Annotated in this window: 2 tRNA genes and 3 rRNA genes; all 5 read right to left on the reverse strand. The window is 46.6% G+C overall.

Annotated elements, in window-relative coordinates:
• Positions 1 to 4 precede the first annotated feature (4 nt).
• Positions 5 to 113, reverse strand: a 5S ribosomal RNA gene (rrf, locus tag GQN54_RS00005).
• Positions 114 to 213: 100 nt separating this feature from the next.
• Positions 214 to 3095: ribosomal RNA gene (locus tag GQN54_RS00010) — 23S ribosomal RNA — on the reverse strand.
• 226 nt (positions 3096 to 3321) lie between these two features.
• A tRNA-Ala gene (locus tag GQN54_RS00015) sits at positions 3322 to 3395 on the reverse strand.
• Between the two features lie 16 nt (positions 3396 to 3411).
• Positions 3412 to 3485, reverse strand: a tRNA-Ile gene (locus GQN54_RS00020).
• A gap of 185 nt (positions 3486 to 3670) precedes the next feature.
• Positions 3671 to 4580, reverse strand: a 16S ribosomal RNA gene (locus tag GQN54_RS00025); the annotation flags it as partial.

A 4580-nucleotide genomic window follows, 5' to 3' on the forward strand; every position in this document is an offset into this window, starting at 1 on the left:
AAAAAAATGGCGACGACATACTCTCCCGGTTAACCCAGTACCATCTGCGCTGATGAGCTTAACTTCTCTGTTCGGAATGGGAAGAGGTGATCCTCATCGCAATTATCACCATAAAATCTTTGTTCACCTTCACTTTTGTGGTGTTGATGAACTACAATAAATTTAAGACATAATAGAAAGAAAATATAAAAAGTAAAATAAGAGTAAACTTTCAGTAGAAAACCTACGGGTAATTAGTACTACTTGGCTTTGACATTACTGCCTTTACACCTATAGCCTATCAACGTTGTCGTCTTCAACGACCCTTAAAGGAAATCTCATCTTGAGGTGGGCTTCGCGCTTAGATGCTTTCAGCGCTTATCCCATCCGAACGTAGCTACTCTGCAGTGCTCCTGGCGGAACAACAGATACACCAGAGGTTCGTCCAACCCGGTCCTCTCGTACTAGAGTCAGATCCTCTCAAATTTCCAACGCCCACAATAGATAGAGACCGAACTGTCTCACGACGTTCTGAACCCAGCTCGCGTGCCACTTTAATGGGCGAACAGCCCAACCCTTGGGACCTTCTCCAGCCCCAGGATGTGACGAGCCGACATCGAGGTGCCAAACCCCTCCGTCGATGTGAGCTCTTGGGAGGGATTAGCCTGTTATCCCCGGAGTACCTTTTATCCTTTGAGCGATAGCCCTTCCATACGGAACTACCGGATCACTATACTCTACTTTCGTACCTGCTCGACTTGTCAGTCTCACAGTCAAGCACCCTTATGCTATTGCACTCTACGCACGGTTACCAAGCGTGCTGAGGGTACCTTTAGAAGCCTCCGTTACTTTTTAGGAGGCGACCACCCCAGTCAAACTACCCACCAAACATTGTCTCCCGTTAGACGGGATTAGACATCAAGCAATTCAAGGGTGGTATTTCAAGGACGACTCCACAACGCCTAGCGACGCCGCTTCGTAGTCTCCCACCTATCCTACACATGAATTACCCAACATCAATGTTAAGCTATAGTAAAGGTTCACGGGGTCTTTTCGTCCCATTGCGGGTACCCGGCATCTTCACCGGGAATACAATTTCACCGAGCTCATGGTTGAGACAGTGTCCAGATCGTTACACCATTCGTGCAGGTCGGAACTTACCCGACAAGGAATTTCGCTACCTTAGGACCGTTATAGTTACGGCCGCCGTTTACTGGGGCTTCAATTCAATGCTTCTCCGAAGATAACATCTCCTTTTAACCTTCCAGCACCGGGCAGGTGTCAGGCCTTATACTTCATCTTTCGATTTTGCAAAGCCATGTGTTTTTGATAAACAGTCGCCTGGACCTTTTCACTGCGGCCCACCCGAAGATGGGCGCCTCTTCTCCCGAAGTTACGAGGCTATTTTGCCGAGTTCCTTAACCATGAATCACTCGAGCACCTTAGGATTCTCTCCTCGACTACCTGTGTCGGTTTACGGTACGGGTACCAATTATCTGAAGCTTAGAGGTTTTTCTTGGAAGTCTGATTAGGATCATTATCCGCTTGTCCGAAGACTCACGGTACTATCAAGTTCAGCAAGACCGGCGGATTTGCCTACCAGTCCTATACCTACACTCTTCAACGTACTATTCCGTCAGTACGCAGATCTTTCACTACTCCGTCACCCCATCGCAATAATTGCTAGTACAGGAATATTAACCTGTTGTCCATCGACTACCCCTTTCGGGTTCGCCTTAGGCCCCGACTAACCCTGATCCGATTAGCGTTGATCAGGAAACCTTAGTCTTTCGGTGAGCGGGTTTCTCGCCCGCTTTATCGTTACTTATGCCTACATTTTCTTTTCTAGACGCTCCAGAGTACCTCGCGATACGCCTTCAACGCTGACTAGAATGCTCCCCTACCACTTAACTTACGTTAAATCTATAGTTTCGGTACTACACTTTATGCCCGATTATTATCCACGCCCGATCGCTCGACTAGTGAGCTGTTACGCACTCTTTAAATGAATGGCTGCTTCCAAGCCAACATCCTAGCTGTCAAAGCAATCAGACCACGTTTTTTCAACTTAGTGTAGATTTTGGGACCTTAACTGATAGTCCGGGTTGTTTCCCTTTCGGACACGGACCTTAGCACCCATGCCCTCACTGCTGTGTATATGTTATAGCATTCGGAGTTTGTCAGGGTTTGGTAGGCGGTGAAGCCCCCTAGCCCAATCAGTAGCTCTACCTCTATAACACTCAACCACAACGCTGCACCTAAATGCATTTCGGGGAGTACGAGCTATTTCCAAGTTTGATTGGCCTTTCACCCCTACCCACAATTCATCCAAAGATTTTTCAACATCAACTGGTTCGGTCCTCCACTCTGTGTTACCAGAGCTTCAACCTGATCATGGGTAGATCACATGGTTTCGCGTCTACCCCCACTAACTATACGCCCTATTCAGACTTGCTTTCGCTTCGGCTCCGATTCTCTAAAATCTTAACCTCGCTAGTGAGGAGTAACTCGTAGGCTCATTATGCAAAAGGCACGCAGTCACCCCAGAAGGGCTCCTACAGCTTGTAAGCGTATGGTTTCAGGATCTATTTCACTCCCTTATTCAGGGTTCTTTTCACCTTTCCCTCACGGTACTAGTTCACTATCGGTCTCTCAGGAGTATTTAGCCTTACCGGATGGTTCCGGCTGATTCATACAGAATTTCTCGTGTTCCGCACTACTCAGGATACTGTTAGATCCAAATTGCATTTCGTCTACGGGACTATCACCCTCTGCGGTCAAACTTTCCAGTTTGTTCTACTATACAATCATTTCTCATATTACAGTCCTACAACCCCAACATTGCCGAAACAATATTGGTTTGGGCTCTTCCGCGTTCGCTCGCCACTACTTACGGAATCATTATTATTTTCTCTTCCTCCGGGTACTTAGATGTTTCAGTTCCCCGGGTTTGCCCCTATTACTAGGTAACATACCTTCAGTATGTTGGGTTGCCCCATTCGGAAATCTACGACTAATAGGTTATTTGCACCTTATCGTAGCTTATCGCAGCTTGTCACGTCCTTCTTCGCCTCTGAGAGCCTAGGCATCCGCCATACGCTCTTATCAATTTTCTTACTTATTTGAAAATTAACTCTTATTTTCTACTTATTATATTTTCTTTCAACATGTCAATGAACTCTTCAACTAACTCAATCTTACATGAGCCAATCTTTGCCAATTTTGAAGGAATCGAACCTCATTATATCCTACCAAGGAAATTGTTTTTTATTTACAGTCTTTATTCTTATCTGCCGCCTCTCTATTACGCTTTAGATATCTACTACGGCTCTTTAGTAATAGTGGAGGATATCGGAGTCGAACCGATGACCTCCTGCGTGCAAGGCAGGCGCTCTAGCCAGCTGAGCTAATCCCCCTAATACTTTACTGTAGTAGTCCCGAGCAGATTTGAACTGCTGACCCCTACATTATCAGTGTAGTGCTCTAACCAACTGAGCTACGGGACTGTAAATGTTTGAAATATGAAGTATAAAGTAAGTAAATACTTTTATGATATTGCTATCATAAGAAAACTAAGCGTTCTCTAAAAAGGAGGTGTTCCAGCCGCACCTTCCGGNAATGAAATATGAAGTATAAAGTAAGTAAATACTTTTATGATATTGCTATCATAAGAAAACTAAGCGTTCTCTAAAAAGGAGGTGTTCCAGCCGCACCTTCCGGTACGGCTACCTTGTTACGACTTAGCCCCAGTTACCAATTTTACCCTAGGCAGCTCCTTGCGGTTACTGACTTCAGGCACCCTCGGCTTCCATGGCTTGACGGGCGGTGTGTACAAGGCCCGGGAACGTATTCACCGCATCGTGGCTGATATGCGATTACTAGCGATTCCAGCTTCACGAAGTCGAGTTGCAGACTTCGATCCGAACTGAGATAGGGTTTTAGGATTAGCTCCTTGTCACCAAGTGGCTGCCCTCTGTCCCTACCATTGTAGCACGTGTGTAGCCCTGGACGTAAGGGCCGTGATGACCTGACGTCGTCCCCACCTTCCTCACCGTTTGCACGGGCAGTTTTTCTAGAGTCCCCGACATTACTCGCTGGCAACTAAAAATAGGGGTTGCGCTCGTTATGGGACTTAACCCGACACCTCACAGCACGAGCTGACGACGGCCATGCAGCACCTTGCAGACTGCTCCGAAGAGAAATATCGTTTCCGATAAAGTCATTCTGCATTTAAGCCCAGGTAAGGTTCCTCGCGTATCATCGAATTAAACCACATGCTCCACCGCTTGTGCGGGCCCCCGTCAATTCCTTTGAGTTTCAACCTTGCGATCGTACTCCCCAGGTGGATTACTTATCACTTTCGCTTAGGCACCGACAGTATATCGCCGACACCGAGTAATCATAGTTTACGGCGTGGACTACCAGGGTATCTAATCCTGTTCGCTCCCCACGCTTTCGTACATTAGCGTCAATAATACCTTAGTGAGCTGCCTTCGCAATCGGTGTTCTACGACATCTCTATGCATTTCACCGCTACATGTCGTATTCCGCCCACTTCAAGTATATTCAAGAAAACCAGTATCAATAGCAGTTCCATCGTT

Origin of the sequence: Acidiluteibacter ferrifornacis (assembly GCF_009909615.1) — a bacterium.
Taxonomy (GTDB): domain Bacteria; phylum Bacteroidota; class Bacteroidia; order Flavobacteriales_E; family Vicingaceae; genus Acidiluteibacter; species Acidiluteibacter ferrifornacis.